Origin of the sequence: Nonomuraea phyllanthi (genome assembly GCF_006334985.2) — a bacterium.
In the GTDB taxonomy this organism is placed as follows: Bacteria; Actinomycetota; Actinomycetes; order Streptosporangiales; family Streptosporangiaceae; genus Nonomuraea; species Nonomuraea phyllanthi.
In genome coordinates this window covers 610,939-630,922 of the sequence record NZ_VDLX02000005.1, presented here as the reverse complement: position 1 = coordinate 630,922, position 19,984 = coordinate 610,939, and the positions used below count along the sequence as shown (strand labels likewise).

The window sequence follows — 19,984 nt, the reverse complement described above, 5'->3', positions numbered from 1 at the left end:
CACCTCACGAATCAGGGAAATGAGAAAGAACCAGGAACCCCCAGCTAGCAGCCAGAATCCTCTGACACGAACATGTGCCACCCCCAGATGGCTGGACCAAGACCTTCACCGACCCCCGGCTATGCGCAGCCATCGTCGACCGACTCACCTTCGGCGGCACCATCCTCGAGACCGGCACCGACTCCTACCGTCTGGCCCAAGCCACAAAGCAGCGGACATCCTGACACCCGTCGGGCGCGGAAGCGGTGTCGACGCAAACCAACATCCGCGGCACCGACACGTGCCCGGCGGTGTCAGAACTCGCCAACAAGCGGTGTCGGACGAAGCCTCCGCAGCCAAACGGTGATCTTCCACAACCAGCCGTCGAAGAACTGGATCTCCGTTGATTGCCGAGTATGCCAGCTCTGCTGTTTCCCGCGCTGTCGAGGCGGACTCTTCGTCCCGATCGGCAGCCGGTCGATTGTTCGCTCCCGGGCATCTGGGTGAGTTGACCGGGCTTGTGCCGTTCGAGCTCGTCGATGCTGTCCTGGAAGAGACCCGCGGCGTGCAGCGCCGTCTGCGCGCGCTGCCCTCGCGTGTCGGGGTCTACTTCCTGCTGGCAATGTGCCTGTTCCCCGAGGTCGGCTACCTGCTGGTCTGGCAGAACCGGCAGATCGGCGATCGGCACCCTCGTGGAGCGCACGACCCGGTTCACCTTGCTGTTGCACCTGCCCCGGATGGAGGGCTTCGGCACACAGGAACGCGTGAAGAACGGCCCGGCGCTGGCCGGCCGTGGCACCGAAGCCGGCATCGACCGCTACCTGATCCCTCTCGAGCTGCCGGCCCAGAGCGCCAGATGCCCGGCCATCCCACCCACCTCATCCACAGCCGGGATTTCCACGTACCAGCCACTCCCCGGCTGGGTGCGGACTGCAGGCCCGCGACGTGGTGGCGATCATCGCGATGACCATGGCCACCGTCGGTCTCGGCGGTCCGGCGGGTGCGGGCCACAAACGCTATTTCGCCCTGCTCACCGAAGGACTGCGCCCCTCTTCGGTGACCCTGCCTCCGCTCCCATGAAGATCGTTCTAGTCGGGCTTGCGGGCGCCGTCGAGGAAGATCGCCACGGCGGCCTCGGTGGCTTCCTCAGGTGTCGTGGCCTCGTCGAGGGTGAGCCGGAGGGCACGCTCCACGATCGCCGAGAACAGCGCGAACTGCATGTCCTCGTGCAGATCAGCGCGGAGGATCTGGTCACGGACACCGCGCGCCAGGACCTCGCGGACCGGCTTGGCCGTGCGTTCGAGGTCGGCCGGGTCGCAGTACTGGCCGGCATTTCTGATCACGGCCGCGTACTTGCCGCCGTTGCGCAGGAAGACCGCGACGATCCTGGCGATCGCCCGGTCGGCCGGCAACTCGCCGAGGTTCGCGGCGGCGAAGCCGTCCGCGAGTTCGGCGATCCCGGCCACCCCGCTCAGCAGCGACTCCCGTGTCGGGAAATGCCGGTACAGCGTCGCGCGCCCCACCCCGGCCTCATCGGCGATCTCCGCCAGCGCCGCATCCGGTCGCCGGCCCAGCACCCGGGCGGCGGCGTCGAGAATCGCCGAACGGGTGCGCTGCATCCCAGCATCTGACTTGACCACCACGTTACGTCAACGCCTCATGGTGAGATTTCCGCATCTCTTCATGAGGGACATCACTCTCGTAGCTGCCCGAGAGCTCGGGCAGGGCGCACCGGCGCCACATCCTCACCGGCAACCTAGCGGCGTGTTTACCGCCGTCGGGATTGCCGCCGAGCAGTCGGCGAGGAATGTGGTGGCACTTGCCAGCGACCCAGCGCTCAGGGGAGTCTCCGGGAGCGTCACCCTCGACCCGCGGGCATCCTCGCCGAGGCCGACCAGCGGATCGGCCGGGCGACGCAAGCCCTGCCCAACGGCTACTGCGGCCTGCCGGTGCAGCCATCGTGCCCGCACGCCAACGCCTGCCTGAGCTTCTCGATCTTCACCACTCCGGAATTCCTGCTCCAGCACCACCAGCAGCGCCGCCAGGTTCCTACAGATCATCTCCGCCGCTGAACCCCGTGGCCACCAGCGCATGGCCGAGACGGACCAGCAGGTCCTGGACAACCTCGACCGCACCGACGTCCCGGTCACCTTCCAGACCGTCGCCCAGCAGGCTTAGGTCTCCCGCTCCTGGCTCTACACCCCGCCCGACATGCGCGCCGAGATCGACAGGCTCCACACCACAGCCCGGCCCGCCACAGAGCCATCCGTGCCGGCTCGTCAATGCAGCAGTGAGACGTCCTGCACCGCCGCCTCGAAGCAGCCAACCGCCGCAACCGCCAGCTCGCCGAGGAAAACCCCAGGCTCCGCCGACAACTCGCCGAAGCGCTCGGTCGCCTTCGGCTGGCCGATGCAGGAGAGCCGGACCGGTCCGTTCCCGCACCGGCTCCCGCGAGCCGCTCTTCGGCGACGATCGGCCCTGCTGACCGACGCGTCTCAGACCGCCCGCGGCCTCGTTGCGGACACCGTCTCCAACGAGGCCGCCCAGGTCAGAAGCCGCTCAACGATCAGCGGAGCTCAAGATGGTCCTCGCTTGTGAACCACCGTTCGGGCGTATCAGGCGTGTTCGGCGTTCGAATCGTTTGTGCCTCGGAGCTGATCAGTGTGCTCGTGAGTGGCGGCCCAGGAGGCGAGCAGGCGGAGTGCGTCTTCGGATGGGGAACCGGGTTCGGCGGTGTAGATCGTCATGGACAGGTCGGGCTCGGCGCGCAGGTCCATGCTCTCGTAGGCGAGGGTGAGGGCGCCCACGACGTGGTGATGGAAGTGCTTGATGCCGGTGCCGTGGGTGCGGACGTTGTGGGCTCCCCACCGGCGGCGGAAGTCGTCGCTGCGGGTGGACAGTTCACCGACCAGCTCGTGCAGGCCCTTGTCGTGCGGGTCCTTGCCGGCGGCGGTGCGCAGGTTGGCCACGGTCATGTCGGCGGCCAGGTCCCAGTCGGGGAAGAAGCGGCGGGCCGCACTGTCGAGGAAGGTGAAGCGGGCGAAGTTCGGCGGCCGACTCGGATCGGTGTAGAGGTCGCAGTACATGGCCCGGCCCAGGTGGTTGGCGGCCAGCAGGTCTGACCGGTTGTTGCCGATGATCGCCGGGGCGGTGGTGATGGTGTCGAGCATCCATTGCAGGCTGGGCCGTGCGGTCGGCTGCTTGGGGCGGCGCCGGCGCAGGACGGCGTTGCTGCCGTCGGCCTCGTGCGCGAGGCGCAGCAGGTGGGCGCGTTCGGCGTCGTCCATCTGCAGGGCGCGGGCGAGCGCGTCGAGAACGCCGGCCGAGACTCCGGCCAGGGAGCCGCGTTCGAGCTTGGCGTAGTACTCCACGCTCATCCCGGCCAGCGCGGCGACCTCGCCGCGCCGCAGCCCGGGAACGCGACGCTGGCCCGCGACGGGCAGACCCGCCTGCTCTGGGGTTATCTTGGCGCGCCGTGAGGTGAGGAATTCGCGCACTTCGGACCGGTTGTCCATGCCACGACGGTACGGCAGCCTTCCCGGCACGTGGGATGTACTGGTAGTACACCCATCAGGAGTGACTTCCTCCCCCGGGCCGGCCCGGATGTGCTGGACGCCATGACCGAGGTTGTGATCGCGACCACCACCGCTTGGACCCGTCGCCTGGCCGCCTGCCTGCTGACCGCCGCGCTGGCCGGCCTCCTGGCTGGGTGCTCACTGTCAGCAGACCCGCAGCGCGCCGGGCCCGTGTCATCGCCGGTGTCCTCGCCGGTGTCCTCGCCGGGCACGGTGAGCGCCGCCTCGGGGGTGCCGGTGGTGCTGCGGTTCGGCGACCAGACCGTCACCGCGACATTGACCGACACCATGATGTCGCGACAGTTCACCGCGATGCTGCCGCTGACCGTGCAGCTGACGGACGCGTGGGGACAGGCGAAGGCAGGGCCGCTACCGCGCCCGCTCGCGGCTGAAGGCGGCACACCGGTCCATGACCCCACCGCAGGAGGCATCTACTTCTGGCCCGAGAGCGGGATGATCGCCATCTACTACGACGACCTCGGCCAGACGGTGCCCGATCCGGGCCTGGTCCGCCTCGGCGTCGTCCAGACCGGCCTGGACAGCCTCTCCGACGCGGGCAACCGTCTCACGGTCCGAATCGGGCCGGCCGCCGCGACCAGCTCCTGACCTGCCGCCTGAAATCCCCCGCCATCACCGCCTTCACGGCCTGTGAGGAAGCGCTCTGCTCATGCGTGTTGCTGACCGCCCCCGGACAGGTCCGCGTCGAAGACCGTCCCGAACCGCAGATCACCGAGCCGATCGATGCGATCGTCCACCTGTCGGCGTATCTGCGGCTCGGACCTGTGGCCGTACCGGAGCGTGGAAAAGCTGGAGGAGCCGCGGTCACCACGGTGGCGGCTGGCCAGTTCGTGGTCTGCTCGTTCCTCGCCTCCGACAACACCTGCGAGATCCGCCAGGCCGGCTACCACAGCTCCTGCATCCATGGCCAGGGCGTGAGCGGCGCTCAGGGACAGTACATGCGCGGCCCCCCTCGCGGACGGCACCCTGGTTGTCACGCCCGACATCTCCTCCGGCGACCTGATCCCCCGGCTTCTGGCCGCCTCCGATGTGCTGGGCACCGGCTGGTTCGCCGCCGTGGCCGCACAGGCGGGCAAGCACCTCAGCGACGAGCGCCGCCTCGACGCTACCGGGCGAGACCGTCGCGGTCGTCCCGTGATGGTGCGGTCGGCTCGTACAGCGTGCTGGCGGCCAGGCAGCTCGGCACCGAACGCATCATCGCGGCGAGCCACCACGAGCGCCGCCCGTGGTTGTCGTTGAGGGCGGCCACGACGGCCTCGAGGGTGACGACGGCCGGCTTGTCGCGGAGGTCGGGAACCTGATCGGTGATCTCGCGATAGACGGTCTCGAATGCGGCCCAGTCGGCTTTCCTGTCGCCGGCCGGCGCCGGCATGGTGGCCTCGGGCAGGTCGCGCCCGTCGCGGTTGCGCTCTTGGGTCAGGGCGACGAATCCGGCGGTCAGCAGGGAGCGGGCGTCCAGGGTGGCGCCGCTGTAGTAGGTGCCGAGGATACAGAAGTACGCCTGCTCGATGACGTCGATCGTGGTGGGTGTCTCTGCCCCGGGCGCCGTTTGGGGACGGTAGCAGACCGTACTGGCTGCCGTGCTCGCCTCGCTGCGCGGTGGCGTCGGTGCTGTGCAGGCCGCCGCCAGGAGGAGCTGGGGCGGCGACCTGCGGTCAGGCAGCAGACGGCGGTTTACCCCTCTCGTGAGGGGTAGAGCGCAGGTCATCAGGAATGCACACATGCGGGGGGCCGGCCGAAAATCTCCTGCCTCGCGCTCGATCTCTCGTCGTGCGAAAGGGGCGAGGCGCACACACGCGTTCGCCGTTTCATATCCCGTCTCTCAGAGAAACCGCATCCGAGGGTGGGAGTCATCATGAAAGCCGTGGTCTATGAAGGCCTTCGACAGGTGAGCGTCAAGAACATTCCTGACGCTCGCATCGAGCGGCACACCGACGTGCTCGTCCGTGTCACCACGTCCAACATCTGTGGCTCCGACCTGCACATGTATGAAGGCCGAACCAGCTTCGAGCCGGGCCGGGTCTTCGGTCACGAGAACCTCGGCGAGGTCATCGAGATCGGTGATGCCGTCGACCGGGTCCGGGTGGGCGATTGGGTCTGCCTGCCGTTCAACGTCTCCTGCGGTTTCTGCGCGAACTGCGAGAGGGGCCTGACCGCCTTCTGCCTCACCACCAACCCCGCCCCCGGCAAGGTCGGCGCTGCGTACGGGTACGCCGACATGGGCCCCTACAGCGGCGGCCAGGCCGAACTGCTGCGCGTGCCGTACGGCGACTTCAACTGCCTGGTCCTGCCCGAGGACGCGAGGGAGCGGCAGAGCGACTACGTCATGCTCGCCGACGTGTGGCCCACCGGGTGGCACGCGACCGAGCTCGCCTGCGTGCAGCCGGGTGACACCGTCGTGATCTATGGCGCCGGCCCGGTCGGCCTGATGGCCGCCTACTCCGCGATACTCAAGCACGCGAGCGGGGTGATGGTCATCGATCACCATCCCGATCGGCTGGCCAAGGCGGAGGAGATCGGAGCGATTCTGATCGACGATTCCCAGGCCTCACCGGTCGAGCAGGTGCTGGAGCTCACCGAAGGGCTGGGCGCAGACCGCGGCTGCGAGTGCGTGGGCTTCCAGGCGCATGACACGGTCGGCATGGAGCATCCCAACATGACGCTGAACAACCTGGTCAGGTCAGTCAAGGCGACCGGGAGCATCGCCGTCGTCGGCCTCTTCGTCGCGCGGGACCCGGCCGGCGAGGACGAGCTGTACAAGCGCGGAACGGTGGCCATCGACTACGGGACCTTCTGGTACAAGGGCCAGACGATGAGCACCGGACAGTGCAACGTCAAGAACTACAATCGCCAGCTTCTGTCCCTCATCCATGACGGAGGCGCCCGGCCGTCCTGGATCCTCTCCCACGAACTTGAGCTCGACGACGCGCCCGAGGCGTTCATGCATTTCGGCGCGAGAGACGAGGGCTGGACCAAGGTGGCCCTGCACCCGAACAAGACGAGCTGAACTACATGCCGCACGCGGTCTTCCGCGACGCGGCGGTCGATGCCGTGACAGGGTTCGGCTCGCTGTCGGCGGTTGGTTAGCCATCAGACGAAAGGAACGTAGGAGCTTTGATGTCGTGCAGGCGCCCGCGCAGGTCTTCGGCGTTGAGCCCGGTGGCGGGCGCCGGTGTGGTCCTTGGGGCCGTCGGCCATCCAGAGCCTTGACGGGGCCCGGCCGAGCGCCGGCCCGCTCATCAGTCCGGCCGGCGCGGGGCTCAGGGGTTGTCCGCATCGTGCTCGGTCGATGCGGGCACGCTGGGCACGTTTGCCGATCGACCCGAGCGCGAAGCGATACGCCCCCAAAGCCCTCACCAGACCACCGACCAGCAGTGCTTCCAGGTACGACATAACGCCACGCAGGCCACGCCACGCCTCTTCGGTCATTTTCTCCACCGTCAATGCGCCGCAGGACTCCACCGCAGCCTCCTCAGGCGATCCCGCTGGTTCCCACTGTGGTGTCCTCCCGGGTCGCGGCGTAGCGGGCGCCCACGCTCGCGCGGCCGGGACGGCGCCGCCCCGCTGACCGTGCCGGTCCCTGGCCGGCGCTGGGGGCCTGGAGGAGCACGGGCCGTTTCGCCTCAGTCGCCGTCCGCACGCCTGCGGAGGTGGTCGGCGATCCTGGCGCCGACCTCGCCGATGGGACGCGGAACGGAGGAGGCGGGGCTGGCCTCGAAGGACGCCTCGTCGAGCAGGTCCTTGACCATCTGCAGGGCGATGCGGCGCCGGTTCGGGGTGCCTTCGCGCAGGGCGGCGGCCAGCTTCTGCACCTGGTCCTTCTTGACCCTGGCCGGGTAGGGCGGCTCGTGCTCGTCCACGACGCATTCGACGATGGCCGGGCCGTCCCAGGCCAGCGCCTCACGAAGGCCTTCGCGGCAACGCTCGGGGTCCTCGATGCGCATTCCGCGGGCGCCACAAGCCTCGGCGAACTTCACGAAGTCCATCCTGGCCATGTCCACGCCGTACTCGGGGTTGCCGAGGAACACCATCTGCTCCCACTTGATCAGGCCGAGGGTGTTGTTCTTGAACACGACGACCTTGACCGGTAGTTCGTGCTGGACGCAGGTGAGGAAGTCGCCGAGCTGCATGGTCAGTGACCCGTCGCCGGTGAAGGCGACCACCTGGCGGCCGGGGTAGGCCACCTGGGCGCCGATGGCGTATGGGAGGGCGGCGGCCATGGAGCAGTTGGTGCCGCTGAAGGAGAACATCTGGTCGCGACGGGTTCTGATGAAACGCGCCGCCCACGTCGTGACGGTGCCGGAGTCGCCGCAGACGATCGCGTCGTCGGCGAGTGCGTCGTTCAGCGCCCAGGCCGGCACCTGCGGGTGCATCGGGATGTCCGTGCCGGTGCCGCGCTCGGCCATCAGGTCCCACCAGGCACGCATGCCGTCCTGCGCCTTCCGCAGGAAGCGGCGGTCCTCGTTGCGGTCGAGCCGGGGGGACAGCGCGCGCAGGGTGGCCGCGGCGTCACCGGCCAGGCCCACGTCGACCGGGTGGCGCAGGCCGATGCGTTCGGGCTTGTCGTCGATCTGTACGCACACGGCCTGCCCGGGCGCAGGGTAGTACTCGATGTAGGGCATGGTGGACCCGACGATCAGCAGCGCGTCGCATTCCTCCAGCGCCTCCTCCGAGGGCCGGGAGCCGACCAGCGCGATCGGGCCGGTGGTGTACGGGCTGTCGTCCGGCACGCAGTCCTTGCCGAGCTGGGCTTTGACGATGGGCGCGCCGAGCTTGTCGGCGACCTCCTCGAGTTCGGCGCGGGCGCCCCGGGCGCCCGCGCCGGCCAGGATCGCGACCTTCGTCCGCCCCGACAGCGCCCGCGCCGCGTTCTCGATCAGCGCAGGCTCGGGAACGCGCACCGGCGGCTGGTACCCGGCGCTGGTGTGACCGGGCACGTTGCGCTGGAACCGCGACCCCGAATCGGCCGGCGCGGCCTGGATGTCGATGGGGAAAGCGATGTGGGCGGGTGCCCGCTGGGCGAGGGCGGTGCGGCAGGCGTAGTCGACGACGTTCGTGACGTGCTGCGGCCCCATGATCCGCTGGTTGTAGACCGCGATGTCGTTGACCAGGTAGTCGATGTTGACGTCCTGGAGGTAGGAGGTGCCGATCAGGTCGTGGTAGGTCATGCCGGTGATCGCCAGCAACGGCGCCTGCTCCACCTTGGCGTCCAGCATGCCGTTCATCAGGTGGATCGCGCCGGGCCCGGACGTGGAGAAGCACACGCCCAGCTTGCCGGTGAACTTCGCGTACCCGACCGCGGCCATCGCCGCGATCTCCTCGTGGCGTACGTGGACGTAGGAGATCTCGGGATGCCTCTTGCGCAGGGCGTCCATGAACCCGTTGATGCCGTCGCCGGGCAAACCGAAGATCACCTCGACGCCCCACTCGCGCAGGCGGTCGACGAGGACGTCCGATGCGGTGTGATCGGTCATCTCGAATCCCTCTCACGTCGTAGTGCGTAGGCCAGGCCGGCGGCCGCGGTCACGCCGACCGCGGCCAGGCCCAGCCGGGCCTTCGGCGCCTCGCTGCGGCAGGCGTCCTCGGGGCGGCCGGGTGGCCCGCCCGGGCCGTGCTCGGTGGCCAGCCGCAGGACCTGGGCCAGGTGCAGGGCCCGCCGATCGGTGCCGCCGGCGATCTGCTCGCGGCAGCTGAACCCGTCGGCGACGATGACCGTCCCGTCGTCGGCGTCGCGTACGGCGGGCAGGATCACCCGCTCCCCGGCCGCCATCGACACCTCGTGCCTGCGGCCACGCTCGTAGCCGAAACTGCCGGCCAGGCCGCAACATCCGGAGTCGGGGACGTGCACGTCCAGACCCATGGCGGCCAGGAGGTCGCGTTCGGAATCGTGGGTCAGCACCGCCTTCTGATGGCAGTGCACCTGGACCAGCGCGCGACGCTCCAGCCGCGGTGGTTCGTAGCCGGCCTCGGAGAGGAACTCCCCCAGCGTGCGGGTCTGCGCGGCCAGCCGGCGGGCGTCGGCGTCGCCGGGGAACAGGTTCACGAGCTCGTCGCGGAACACCGCCAGGCAGCTCGGCTCCAGCCCGACCAGGCGGACGCCGTCGCGGATCGGCTCGCGCAGCTCGTCCAGGATCCGGCGCAACCATCGCCGGGCGGTCGGCAACATCCCGTAGTCGTACAGCGGGCGACCGCAGCACAGCCGTCGCCCGGGCAGCCGTACCCGGTAACCGGCGCCCTCCAGGACCGTGACGGCCGCGAGACCGATGTCGGGGGCGAAGTGATCGGTGAACGTGTCCGGCCACAGCAGCACCTCGGGCCGGCCGCCTCCGGGCGCTTCGTGCTCGGCGAACAGGCGGCGGAAGGTGCGGGCCGCCAGCGTGGGCGCCCGGCGCTCCGGCGCCACCCCGGCCAGCAACCTGGCCGTCCGCCCCAGCACCGGGGCGGCGAGCGCGGTGTTCGCCACGCCGGGCAGGCGGGAGGCGGCCCGCGCCCACAGCGGGATCAGCCCGAGCGCGTACGCCTGCCGGGGCCGCGGGCGCCCGCGGTAGTGGTGCGCGAGGAACTCGGCCTTGTAGGTGGCCATGTCGACCGAGACCGGGCAGTCGCCCTTGCAACCCTTGCACGACAGGCACAGCTCCAGCGCCCGCTTCACGTTCGGGTCCCGCCAGCCCTTGCCGCGGAGTTGCCCGCTCATCATCTCGAACAGCAGCCTGGCCCTGCCGCGCGTGGTGTGCTCCTCCTCCCGCGTCACCATGAAGCTCGGGCACATCGTGCCGCCCGACGTACGCCGGCACTTGCCGATCCCGAAGCAGCGGTTCACCGCGTCGGCGAAGCCGTGCTCGTCCTCGGGGTAGGCGAAGTACGTCTCGACCTGCCGGGGCTCGTAGTCGGTGCCGAGCCGCAGATTCTGCACGGGGTTGTAGGGCGCGACGACCTTGCCGGGATTCATCCGCCCGTCCGGGTCGAAGACCGCCTTGAACTCGGCGAACGCCCCCACCAGCTCGGGGCCGAACATCTTGACCAGCTGGTTGGCGCGCAGCTGCCCGTCGCCGTGCTCCCCTGACAGCGACCCGCCGTACCGCACGACCAGGTCGCCCGCCTCGGCCAGGAACGCCTCGAAGTTCGCTATGCCATCGGCCGTCTGAAGGTCCAGGTCGAGGCGGTTGTGCAGGCATCCCTGGCCGAAGTGGCCGAACAGCACCGTGTGGTAGCCGTGCCGCCGCACCAGGTCGCAGTACTCGCGGATGTAGTCGCCGAGCCGCTCGGGTGGCAGCGCGGCATCCTCCCAGCCGGCCAGGCCGGCGTGCTGTCCGGGGATCCGGGTGTACTCGATCGCGCTGCGCCGGACCTCCCAGACGTCCCGCTGGCCCGCCTCGTCCTCGAAGACCTTCGGCGTCCCCGCACCGGTACGGGCCTTCGCGGCCTCGACCAGCGCGTTGGCCTCGCGCTGCGACCCGGCGCCGTACTCGGCGAGCAGCCATGCCGAGCCATCGGGCAACTCGTCCATGCCCGGTACGTGCTCCCCGTGCCTGTCCAGGTTGCCCAGGACGCCGGCGTCGAAGCACTCCAGCCCGATCAGCCCCTCGCCGCCCAGCAGCTCCGGCACATGGTCGGCGGCCGTCGCCGCGTCCTGGTAACCGATCACCAGCAGCGAGTGGTGCGGCGGATCCGGCAGCAGCCGCACCGTCGCCGCGGTCACCAGGACACACGTGGACTCGCTGCCGACCAGCGCCTTGGCCAGATCGAAGCCGCGCTCGGGCAGCAGGTCGTCCAGGTTGTATCCAGAGACCCGCCGCGGCAGATCCGGGTAGCCCTCCCGGATCGCGCCGGCGTAGCGGTCGCGCAGCCGCAGCAGCGCCGCGTAGATCTCCGCCTGCCGCCCACCGGCCTCGAGGACCTGCCCGAGCCGTACGTCGTCGGTGACGCCCACCGTGATGTGGGTGCCGTCGTACGTCATGACCTCCAGCGAGATGACGTTGTCGACGGTCTTGCCGCCCATGACCGAATGGGTGCCGCAGGAGTTGTTGCCGATCATCCCGCCGAGCGTGCAGCGATCGTGCGTGGCCGGATCGGGCGCGAACGTCAACCCGTGCCGTCCGGCCGCCTCCCTGAGCCGATCGCAGATCACCCCTGGCTGGACGCGGGCTGTCCGCCCGTGAGGGTCCAGCTCCAGGATCCGGTTCATGTACTTCGAGAAATCGAAGACCACGGCCGCGTTCACGCTCTGGCCGGCGAGCCCGGTGCCGCATCCCCGCCCCAACACCGGCGCCTCGTACGCCCGGCAGACCTCCAGCGCCGCAGCGACATCGTCCTCGTGCCGCGGGATCACCACCCCTACCGGCACCTGCCGGTAGATCGAGGCGTCATTGGCGTACAGCGCCCGGCCACCCGGGTCGAACCGCACCTCACCGGCGACCGCCCGCCGCAGATCACGGGCCAGCCGGCCACGATCCACCAGCTCAACGGGCTGATGCCGCCTGTGCCGCGTGCTCGTCACAGCCAGACGCCATGCCCGGGGAGGGAGCCGCCAAACCCGACGCATGTCGTTCCCACCAGCCGGTCTGCCTGCACGAACAGGTCCTGAGCCGGGTGAGTGGCCGTAGGCGATCAGTGATCGGGTGGCGGGCCGGCCGGTGGCGTCCGGTGAGGGCTTGAAGGAGCGCCGCAGGTTCTCCGGTTCGGCGGTGCTGCTGGATGCGGTCGCCACTCAGGACACCATCGCCCAGGTGATCGCTGCGATCCGCCGGTGGCCCGCCAAGTGTCTGGGACCGCCGCGCTCGTTGCGGCGCACTGTCATGCCCACGACTACGCCCATGCGGGCAAGCCGAAGATCGCCTGGGACGATGAGGAGGCCAAGGCCTGTACTAGCCGACCCCAACCTCGTCAGCTGATTCCACCGGCCCGTCTCCATGCGTGTGCTGCCGGCGGGACCGCAGCACAGCGAGGGCGGCTGTGGGATCGTCGGCGAACAAGCGGATCGCGCGGGCCTCCGCGCGGCTGCCGAGGGGCCGGACGACCGTGACCGGCTCGGTCAGCTCCAGGATCAGGTTGGTCTGGGACGCCACCGCCACGGCCAGCCGATCGCCGTCCACCTTGACCGTGCCGCTCTCGTTGAAGCTGCGGATGGGCCGCACTCCGGCAATCCGCTCCCGCGGGACACGCAGGTCGAAGAACGCGCCGTAGCGGATGCGCACCTCGTCGTCCGAGACGACATGCGGACGCGTGACGCAGGCCGCGATGACCGCGAGCACGATCAGGACCGCGTAGGCGTCGGCGACCAAGACCGCGGCGCGCAGGCCGACAGGCGCACCGAACGCCCGCAGCAGAACGTCCGCGCCCACCAGCTCAACGACCATCGCGCCCAGCAAGATCATCATCGTGAGGGTCTGCGCGCGGGCGTAGGAAACGGGGGTGGCACCGTCGGGCACACCGTGGCGGCGACGGGCGACCCACAAGGCAAGGCTGATCACTCCCCTCAGGTCGAACCCCACGATCCGCCGCACCTGCTCGGGAACCAGCTGCTCATAGGCGGCGCGCAACGCCGTCCAACGGTCCGCACCGCCCCGGCGCGCGGCTCGGAACAGCCGGTACGCGGTCACTGCCTCCAGAACGAGCACCGCGACGACGGCCGCCTCGGCCACCGCGACCACGGGGAGCGGCAGCGACACACCGGACACGAACAGGACCGCGAGCAACAGCTCTGCGGGGACAACGGCGAACAGCGCGGCACGCGCGACCCTCAACATCACCCTCGCTCTTTCAACTGTGTGACGAGCAGCTGGAAGACCTCGGCCTGAGCGGCGGGCAGTTCCCGCAGCAGCGCCTCCTGCCACTGGCCGGTGCCGGGGTCGTCGAGGCTCGCGATCATCACCGAGACCATTTCGTCGGGAAGGTGGGCCGCGAGGTCACGCGCGACCACGGCGACGCGCGGATCATCGGGGTCCGCGTCGGCGAGTTCATCCAGCCGAGCGATGAGGACATGCCCTCGCGCGTACGCCTCAGGCTCGGTGAGAGGCCGCAACAGATCGGCCAACTCGGTTCGGCCCGCTGATTCACTCACAGTGGCGGCCAGGGTCAGCAGTTCGCGGTCGAATTCGGCGAACGTCGAGCTTCCGGTGGGAAGGCCGCGTAGCACCTCCGCCATCTCGGGCGACACCGTCGAGTCGGGATGCAGGTCCGCCTCCGCCAGCAGAGCCGCCAGCCGGGCCCTTCTGTCGGCGATCGCCGCCTGCTCCCTGGCCAGGTCGGCGTCCAGCTCAACAAGCATCTCCCGCAGCTCCCGGCCCTGATCGTCGGCCAGGACGTCGCGGACCTCGTCGAGAGACAGGCCCAGTTCGGCCAGTCGCCGCACGCGGGCGAGCTCCACCGCGTCGCGCAGCCGGTACTCACGGTAGCCGTTGGCCAGCCGTTCGGGCTCGGGGAGAAGCCCCAGATGGTGGTAGTGGCGTACGGTCCGGGTGGACACCCCGGCCAGAGTCGCGAGCTCGCTGATCCTCATGCGCTCAGTAGATACGTTGACGTTACGTCAAGGTCAAGCGCAGCGATCTTTCCATCCCTCGAAGCGGCAGGCAACACCTACGAACGCAGGCCGGCGTGTGCACCCGGCCAGTAGACGCCGGTCAGCGGGCCAATGCCACCAGGACGACGAGTGAGAACGACGGCGTGGCCATCCCCGCCCGTTCCTCGCCCTGCGTACGCGAGGTCGCGAGTGTCCCCCTGCAGATGGGGAACCACCTCGCGATAGATTATGACTGACTGGTCAGTCATAATCGCATCATGCCCAAGAGAACGGATCGGACGGCGCGCCGGCAGGAGATCCTCGACGCCGCCGTACGCGTGTTCGCCCGCAAAGGATTCGCCACCTCCCGCATCGAGGACGTGGCAGCCGCGGCCGGCATCGCCAAAGGCACCGTCTACCTGTACTTCGACAGCCGGGAGGCCCTGCTGGCGGCCGCGTTCGAGGACTACGCGGCCCGCTCTGCCGCCCTGCTGACCGACCTCGGCGCCGGGCCCCCGCTGGAGCGGCTGGCCCGGCTGGTGCGCGGGGCGGCGGAGATGCTCGCCGCTCACCCGGATCACGCACGCGTCCTGCTGGACGTCTGGGCATCGGCGCCGATCCGCACGCAATCCGCGACCTCGCCGCTGGACATGGCCAGGGTCTACAGCGACGTCCGCCAGGCCGTCACCGGACTACTGCGCGAGGCCGAGGCACAGGGCGTACTGCGGCCGGGAGTGGACGAACGACATGCGGCGGTGATCGTGGGAGCGATCGAGGGTTGCCTGCTGCAGTGGCTGGTCGACCCGCGACTGCCGCTCACCGAACTGGCGGACACGATCGCCGACGTGTGCGTCGCGGGGGTCCGCGCATGAACCTCATCGACCGCATGATCGCCCCGAACGCCACCCGCGCCGAGGTCGTCGCGGGCTTCGGCGCGGCCTTCGCCGGCGCAGCAGTCGCCTTGCTCCTGGCCTTGCTCGGCAGCCTTCCCGCCCTGCCCGCGACGGTCGTCACAGTGATCGCCTTCGACCTGTACGGCGGCGCCGTCGTCAACGCCACCTCCGCCGCCAAACGCCACTACCACCGCCCTGGCCGCACCGCCGGGCACCACCTCACATTCGTGGCACTCCACCTTCAGCCGTTCTTGCTGGCATGGCTGGTGGCCGGCTTCTCCTGGTCTGCTGCCGTCGTCGTCTACGGCACCACGCTGGCTGGAGCGGTCGCGGTCACCCTGGCCCCGGCCGCCCTGAGAAGACCGGTGGCCTTCGCCGCGACGGCTTTCGGGCTCATCCCCGTCACCGGCCTGATCAGCGTGCCGCCGGAACTCGCCTGGTTCGCACCTCTTCTGCTTATCAAGCTGTTGCTCGCCCACCTCCTCCCCGAACAAGCCACCTACGAGCCGAACGAAGGGAATGGTCCGGCATAGCGCGGGCGACGGTGCCGATCGACGATGAACAGGAGGCCTGGCGCGGATTGACGTGGCTTGGTGCCGTCCTGGCCACGTCCGCGAATCCAGCCCTGGTCGCAGAATCTCCGCAGCTGACTGCGGGGAGTCGGGTGTTTACGAAGGAGCCCTCGGGCGATCCGCTGCCAGGCATGGTGGTCGATCGCGGCGAAGGTCTTCTTCGACACGCCATGGCGGAAGTGGTTCGCCCACCCGGCCGGCATCCGGTTCAAGCTCGCCACGAGCGTGCCCAGACTCTGGTTGAGGGTGTGTCTGTAGGTCCGTTCCGAGATCCGGTCCTTGATCGCCTGAATGGCCTTCCGGGACGGTCTGGTGTAGACGACGAGCTTGGTCGTGCCGCGTTTCCGCCGGCGGCGGATGTGCTGACCGAGGAAGTCGAACCCATCGTCGATGTGGACCACGCGGGTCTTGTCCGCCGACAGACGCAGGCCAAGCCGAGCATGAACTCGGCGATCGCGGCTCGGCTGGTGTGCTTTCTGGCTTCAGACGTTGCGACCGGCGTTCTCGATAGCCCCTACGCGGCACGCGTCCGAGCTGGAGCCGAGGCAGACCACGAGGATCGCCACGAGGCAGCGGAGTATCGCACCGTCGGTGCGCCACTTGACTGGCTCGACGGCACCGGAAAAGTCGAGATGGCGCTGGCGGTAAGCCATCTGACGGCAGGTGGCCGAACACCAGTGAGCGACTCCCGGCTCCCTGCGCTCCGAGGTAGGGCGGAGCGGAGCACCTCTCGCAGAGGAATCCGGCCAGGGTGCGACGTAACACGTCCTGGGGTGTCCGACTACGGCCGCGAGGCGGTCCGGTTGAGGGCCTGCCCTCGAAGTCCGGTGCGATCCCCGCGGGTGCGCCCTCGGGAAGCCTCAAGAGCGACCTAGCACCCCCTAAGGTGAATCATGGTGCTGCGTCCTGAACGTCTTGAGCCGGGAAGTCGCGCAGCGTGCGGGCCGATGTGGCGAGCAGGGGCAGGGGGGCGATGACGTAGAGGGCGGCGAGCGCCCACATGGCCGCCCGGATCCCGAACGACGAGGTCAGAAGGCCGGCGGTTGCCGCGCCGAGCGGGACGGTGCCGAACACGAAGAACCGCGACGCTGCGGTGACCCGGCCGAGCAGGTGCGCGGGAACGAAGTTGCCGCGGAACGTCATGGTCATCACGCTCGACATCGTGGCTCCGGCCAGCACCACGAAAGAGCCCACCGCGAACAGCGCCAGACGCCAGCCGTGGCCGCCAAGCGGTAGCAAGAGAACGAAAGGGGCGGCTACGACGGTCGCCACCAGGTAGGTACGGGCACTACCGAAGCGCCGGGACGCACGCGAGGCGAGTACGGCACCGAGGATGCTGCCGAGGCTGCCCACGCCGATCACCAGGCCAGCGGTTCCCGGTGCAACACCTTCGGTGCGCACCAGGAAAACGACCCGCAGTGCCGTGATGCCCAGCATCGCGAAGTTGGTCACCGTCGCCACCACCAAGATGGCCTGCAGAAGGCGTCCGCGGATGATGAACCGAAGGCCCTCCCCCACCTGGCGCAGCATGCCCGGGTAACCGCCTGCGGCGGGGCGCGGCTCCGGCTCGGTCCGCAGGCCGAGCAGACAGGCCGCCGACACCATGAAGGTGACGGAGTCAACGAGGATCCCGCTGACCGGGCCAGCCGCCTGGGCCAGCAGCCCGCCGAGACCCGGTCCGAGGACCCTGGCGACCGATGCGCTGGTCTGGAGCTTGGAGGTGGCCTCGAGAAGGTCTTCCGCAGAGACGAGCTGGGGCAGGAAGGCGTTGGACGCCACGTCGAAGAAGACACCCGCGGTCCCCGCGAGCAACGCGGCCACCAGCAGCATGGTTGGGGTCAGCACGTTGGTCCAGGCGGCGATGGGGATGGTGACGAGTACCACCGCCGAAGCGAAGTCGGCGATCAGGAGTGTGCGTCGGCGCGGCCATCGATCGACCCAGACACCGGCCGGAAGTCCAATCAGGAGCCACGGCAGCCAGCCGGCGGCCGTAAGCAGGGCGACCATGGCGGGGCTGGCGTGCAAGGTCGAGACAGCTACGAGCGGGAGCGCCACCGTCGTGATCGAGGAGCCGACTGCGCTGATGGACCGCCCGAGCCACAGCAGGGCGTAGTTCCGCGTCCGCAGCAGCCCGCCCACCGGCCTGTCCCGTGATGTGGATCTGCGCTCCTCCGCGGGAGCCGCATCAGAGCCCATACGGATCGTCCCCTCGAAGGCGCACCGCCGCCAGACACGGCGTCACGCTTCCGCTCGCGTCTCAATCGGCGGACCAGCCTGCCACAACTAGATCACAACGAGAGATACGCGGCGGACCACCGCCGAGGAAGGCCGGGATCACCGTTTGGCGGAACGCACTCAGACTTCAAAGAGAATCGCTCAGCCTTCGCTGCGACACAACATTTCAGGAGTTTCCGCGCCGAACCTGACCTGCGGGTGGCCGAACATACTGGTCGGCGAGACAGACAACATGCAGCGAGGCGGAGACTGGGTGACCATCGCCGCCTCCGTCGTGGGTGGGGCAGGCCCCGCTTCAGCGGAAGCGTTCCCACTCCCGCCAGCGAGCGGCGAGCTGGGCGCGGCTGGTGCGGCCGGTCTCATCCAGGACCCGGCTCACGTGCTTCTTGACGGTATCGACGCCGACGAACAGGCGATCGGCGATCCGCCGGTTGCTCAGGCCTTGGGCGGCGAGCCGGGCGACCTCCCATTCCCGGGGAGTCAGGCTCCAGCTGGCACGCAAGGCCATCTGCTCGCGGTTTCGCACAAGCTGGTCGACGGCCAGCGGGGCGAGATGCCGCCGCAGCGCTCGCAGCACTGCCAGATCGCGGGCGGGCGCTCGTGGGCTGCCGCGGACCGCCATCCCGACGTAAAGCACCCCGTCCAACCTGGCAATATCCATAGGATGGAAGATCCAACCGCTCGGACCACCGCCACGTACGACCGCATCGCTCGAGTCTTCGCCTCCCGCTCCGAGAACCTCGACTCCGCGTTCCGCGCCTTTCGAGCGCGCTTCGCTGCCGCGCTGCCCGCCGGAGGACGCGTCGCCGACCTAGGATGCGGCCCGGGAAGAGACGCGGCCTGGTTCCGAGAGCAGGGGCTCTCCCCGGTAGGAGTGGACCGCTCGGCCGCCATGGCCGCACTGGCCGCCGATCGCGGCGTTCACGTGGCTCTGGGCGATCTACGCCGGCCCCCACTGGCTCCCGGCTCGCTGGCCGGGCTGTGGTCGGTCGCGGCCCTCCTGCACGTACCGGCCGCCGAGACCGTCCCCACGCTGCGCGCCTGGCACGCAGCCCTGCGCCCTGGAGGTGTGCTCGGGCTGAGCACTTCGACCGGCGACGGCGAGGCCTGGGAGCCGGTCCCGCACGACGAAGGGCTGCTGCGCTGGTTCGTACACCGCAAACCGCGCACGCTGCTCGCGGTCCTCGCCGACATCGGCTTCGAGGTTCGCGAGCACGCCGAGACTGCCACCCACCGCACGTGGCTCAGCGTGCTCGCGATCCGCCGCGAGGTTTGAACCACCCGCCTGTCGCTGCCCGCGCTCACTTGACAGTGCAAATCGGCAAGGGGCGGCAGCGTGCGCACTACGCTGCTCGACGACTGCAGCTACGTCACCCTGCTCAAGCTCCACCTGGCCCGCGCCGGGCTACACTGCCGAGCCACTGTTCCCCGCCGCCCACCGCGCCTGCGCGCACCCAGTGCATCAATGCTCCCCACTGCGATCCGGCCAAGAACGGTTGGAGCAGATTCCGCTCTCTTCACCGACCCGGCATCATGATCGGGTGGACAGACTCCTAGTGCTGGTGAACGGCCTACCTGGGTCCGGAAAGTCGACCTTGGGCAGAGCCCTGGCCGCGCAATTGGGCGCGCGACTGCTGTCGAAGGATTCCGTAAAGGAGGCGTTGGAATCGTGCGTGGATGACGTCGCGTCCATCCCGGGGTTCGGCGGCATCGCCATGGAAACGGTATGGGCACTGGCGCGTGCTGTCACGGGAAGCGTGGTAGTTGACTCGTGGTGGTTTCGGCCGCGTGACCTGCTGCACGCGAAGGCTGGGATCGAGAGCACGCGAGCCGACCGGGCCGTGGAAGTCTGGTGCGATGTGCCCGCCGAGGTCGCCAGGGAACGTTTCGCAAGTCGACGGCGGAGCGCCGTTTACCAGGACGAGCGGCGCCTGGCTGACGATTGGCAGACGTGGGCGGCGAAGGCTGAGCCGCTGGGCCTCATACCCACCATTATGGTCGACACAAGCCGGCCCGTTGATTGTGTCTGGTTGGCAGCGCAGATCAACCATCACGCGACGCGGCAGGACCCCAGCGGCTGCCCTCATGATCGGTAAAGCTCTCATCTCGAAGTCCAACTACTCCGATCGAGCTTCACTCTCCCCTTCTCGCCCCTAAGACGGCCGCCAGAGCCGCCGGGCGGCCGCCCTGCTCGCCGCCGGCGTCCCCGCCTAT

General features: G+C 69.3%; 17 protein-coding genes and 2 pseudogenes. 9 read left to right on the top strand and 10 right to left on the bottom strand.

The genetic code is table 11. The features are described from left to right. Nucleotides 1–89: 89 nt before the first annotated feature. The 3 genes and pseudogenes from FH608_RS52775 to FH608_RS53835 form a co-directional block, all read left to right on the top strand. Nucleotides 90–224, top strand: a pseudogene (locus FH608_RS52775) (ATP-binding protein); the annotation flags it as partial. Between the two features lie 161 nt (nucleotides 225–385). Further along, nucleotides 386–664 (top strand): annotated as a pseudogene (locus tag FH608_RS54395) (transposase domain-containing protein); the annotation flags it as partial. A gap of 260 nt (nucleotides 665–924) precedes the next feature. Beyond that, the gene (locus tag FH608_RS53835) at nucleotides 925–1,059 is read left to right on the top strand and encodes a hypothetical protein (protein ID WP_263008760.1); all 135 of its coding nucleotides are present in this window, start codon (nucleotides 925–927) and stop codon (nucleotides 1,057–1,059) included. Nucleotides 1,060–1,067: 8 nt separating this feature from the next. Here FH608_RS53835 and FH608_RS17230 read toward each other — a convergent pair whose 3' ends face one another. Next, nucleotides 1,068–1,598: a TetR/AcrR family transcriptional regulator gene (locus FH608_RS17230; protein ID WP_139631480.1), complete on the bottom strand. Its 531-nt coding sequence runs from the start codon at nucleotides 1,596–1,598 to the stop codon at nucleotides 1,068–1,070. A gap of 996 nt (nucleotides 1,599–2,594) precedes the next feature. Further along, nucleotides 2,595–3,494, bottom strand: coding sequence for a helix-turn-helix transcriptional regulator (locus tag FH608_RS17220; protein ID WP_139631479.1), 900 nt, complete (start codon nucleotides 3,492–3,494; stop codon nucleotides 2,595–2,597). A gap of 102 nt (nucleotides 3,495–3,596) precedes the next feature. On the opposite strand from FH608_RS17220, the gene FH608_RS17215 reads away from it, so the two are divergent. Further along, the gene (locus FH608_RS17215) at nucleotides 3,597–4,160 is read left to right on the top strand and encodes a cyclophilin-like fold protein (RefSeq protein WP_139631478.1); all 564 of its coding nucleotides are present in this window, start codon (nucleotides 3,597–3,599) and stop codon (nucleotides 4,158–4,160) included. 517 nt (nucleotides 4,161–4,677) lie between these two features. Here FH608_RS17215 and FH608_RS17210 read toward each other — a convergent pair. Further along, nucleotides 4,678–5,280, bottom strand: coding sequence for a hypothetical protein (locus tag FH608_RS17210; protein WP_226899614.1), 603 nt, complete (start codon nucleotides 5,278–5,280; stop codon nucleotides 4,678–4,680). Nucleotides 5,281–5,427: 147 nt separating this feature from the next. On the opposite strand from FH608_RS17210, the gene FH608_RS17205 reads away from it, so the two are divergent. Then, the gene (locus tag FH608_RS17205; RefSeq protein WP_139631477.1) at nucleotides 5,428–6,579 is read left to right on the top strand and encodes a glutathione-independent formaldehyde dehydrogenase; all 1,152 of its coding nucleotides are present in this window, start codon (nucleotides 5,428–5,430) and stop codon (nucleotides 6,577–6,579) included. 616 nt (nucleotides 6,580–7,195) lie between these two features. Here the strand turns inward: FH608_RS17205 and FH608_RS17200 are convergent. The 4 genes from FH608_RS17200 to FH608_RS17185 all read right to left on the bottom strand — a co-directional run bounded on the left by FH608_RS17200 (nucleotide 7,196) and on the right by FH608_RS17185 (nucleotide 14,070). Then, entirely contained in the window at nucleotides 7,196–9,046 is a 1,851-nt protein-coding gene (locus FH608_RS17200; RefSeq protein WP_139631476.1) for a thiamine pyrophosphate-dependent enzyme, read from the bottom strand. Then, nucleotides 9,043–12,069, bottom strand: coding sequence for an FAD-binding and (Fe-S)-binding domain-containing protein (locus FH608_RS17195; RefSeq protein WP_226899613.1), 3,027 nt, complete (start codon nucleotides 12,067–12,069; stop codon nucleotides 9,043–9,045). Before FH608_RS17195 ends, FH608_RS17200 begins: the two co-directional genes overlap by 4 nt. 367 nt (nucleotides 12,070–12,436) lie before the next feature. Continuing rightward, the gene (locus FH608_RS17190) at nucleotides 12,437–13,318 is read right to left on the bottom strand and encodes a hypothetical protein (RefSeq protein WP_139631474.1); all 882 of its coding nucleotides are present in this window, start codon (nucleotides 13,316–13,318) and stop codon (nucleotides 12,437–12,439) included. Then, on the bottom strand, nucleotides 13,318–14,070 hold the full coding sequence (locus FH608_RS17185; RefSeq protein WP_139631473.1) for a MerR family transcriptional regulator: 753 nt from the start codon (nucleotides 14,068–14,070) through the stop codon (nucleotides 13,318–13,320). Before FH608_RS17185 ends, FH608_RS17190 begins: the two co-directional genes overlap by 1 nt. A gap of 278 nt (nucleotides 14,071–14,348) precedes the next feature. On the opposite strand from FH608_RS17185, the gene FH608_RS17180 reads away from it, so the two are divergent. Both FH608_RS17180 and FH608_RS17175 read left to right on the top strand, forming a co-directional pair. After that, complete coding sequence (locus FH608_RS17180) at nucleotides 14,349–14,942, top strand: TetR/AcrR family transcriptional regulator (protein WP_139631472.1); 594 nt, start codon at nucleotides 14,349–14,351, stop codon at nucleotides 14,940–14,942. Then, nucleotides 14,939–15,496: a hypothetical protein gene (locus tag FH608_RS17175; RefSeq protein WP_139631471.1), complete on the top strand. Its 558-nt coding sequence runs from the start codon at nucleotides 14,939–14,941 to the stop codon at nucleotides 15,494–15,496. Before FH608_RS17180 ends, FH608_RS17175 begins: the two co-directional genes overlap by 4 nt. Here the strand turns inward: FH608_RS17175 and FH608_RS17170 are convergent. The 3 genes from FH608_RS17170 to FH608_RS17160 form a co-directional block, all read right to left on the bottom strand. After that, nucleotides 15,463–15,936: a group II intron maturase-specific domain-containing protein gene (locus FH608_RS17170; protein WP_226899612.1), complete on the bottom strand. Its 474-nt coding sequence runs from the start codon at nucleotides 15,934–15,936 to the stop codon at nucleotides 15,463–15,465. The genes FH608_RS17175 and FH608_RS17170 overlap by 34 nt on opposite strands. Nucleotides 15,937–16,426: 490 nt before the next feature. Beyond that, on the bottom strand, nucleotides 16,427–17,674 hold the full coding sequence (locus FH608_RS17165; RefSeq protein WP_193318460.1) for an MFS transporter: 1,248 nt from the start codon (nucleotides 17,672–17,674) through the stop codon (nucleotides 16,427–16,429). Between the two features lie 391 nt (nucleotides 17,675–18,065). Further along, complete coding sequence (locus FH608_RS17160; protein WP_139631468.1) at nucleotides 18,066–18,431, bottom strand: response regulator transcription factor; 366 nt, start codon at nucleotides 18,429–18,431, stop codon at nucleotides 18,066–18,068. 3 nt (nucleotides 18,432–18,434) lie between these two features. On the opposite strand from FH608_RS17160, the gene FH608_RS17155 reads away from it, so the two are divergent. Together FH608_RS17155 and FH608_RS51505 are read left to right on the top strand one after the other, a co-directional pair. Then, the gene (locus FH608_RS17155; protein WP_193318459.1) at nucleotides 18,435–19,046 is read left to right on the top strand and encodes a class I SAM-dependent methyltransferase; all 612 of its coding nucleotides are present in this window, start codon (nucleotides 18,435–18,437) and stop codon (nucleotides 19,044–19,046) included. A gap of 181 nt (nucleotides 19,047–19,227) precedes the next feature. Continuing rightward, nucleotides 19,228–19,866: an AAA family ATPase gene (locus tag FH608_RS51505; RefSeq protein WP_317135565.1), complete on the top strand. Its 639-nt coding sequence runs from the start codon at nucleotides 19,228–19,230 to the stop codon at nucleotides 19,864–19,866. Nucleotides 19,867–19,984: the final 118 nt, after the last annotated feature.